The sequence below is a fragment of the Vibrio sp. 1288 genome, from assembly GCF_033344475.1.
In genome coordinates this window covers 1-648 of sequence record NZ_JAWPOX010000643.1, presented here as the reverse complement: position 1 = coordinate 648, position 648 = coordinate 1, and the positions used below count along the sequence as shown (strand labels likewise).

The 648-nt window shown below is 46.9% G+C and carries 1 protein-coding gene; it reads right to left on the bottom strand.

All coding sequences use genetic code 11. The features are described 5' to 3' along the window. Positions 1 to 648 (bottom strand): diguanylate cyclase (locus R8O11_RS28515; protein WP_318195034.1); only part of this gene is annotated, 648 nt, incomplete at both ends.

Genomic DNA, 648 nt, shown 5'->3' with positions numbered 1-648 from the left:
TGTATTCTTCACTTTGTTCTGGAATCAGCAGAATAAACTCTTCACCGCCAAAGCGAGCGACGGTTTCGGTATCAGACACGCGCCTATTGATGGCTCGAGCGATGATCTTCAGCGCTTTATCACCAGCGGTATAACCATAGCTGTCGTTTACGGCTTTGAAGTTATCGACATCAAACAGTACCACTCGTAGATTTTGTTGAGAGCGAATCCAACGACGGTATTCGAGCTCAAGACGATCGTTAAATGCTGTTCGGTTGTAAACCTTCGTGAGTGGATCAAGCAACATTCGCTGTGTCTGGTCGTCTAAGCGGCGGCGGTAATCTTGTGTGGTTTCAAACACCGCTTCAAGCTGGTTTTTGCTGTAGCTTAAACGCTCTTGCAGGGCCTGTTCTCTCTCTTCCGTCATCTTGAGGCGCTCGGTTAACGAGGCCATTTTGGCCAGCAATGGAGCGACTTCTTGTTTGAGTTCTGCTAAATCCTGGGCTTGGTCGAGAGATTGTTGGCTGAGTTCAACCAAACCATTCATTTCTGCATTTAGCTCTTGGCGATGCTCAAAATAAGTATGGTGTTGATCGACGTTTTGATGGACGGTTTTGAGGTTACTCGCCAGAGCAGAGTTTAACTGATCGAGAAATTGGCTTGATGCTT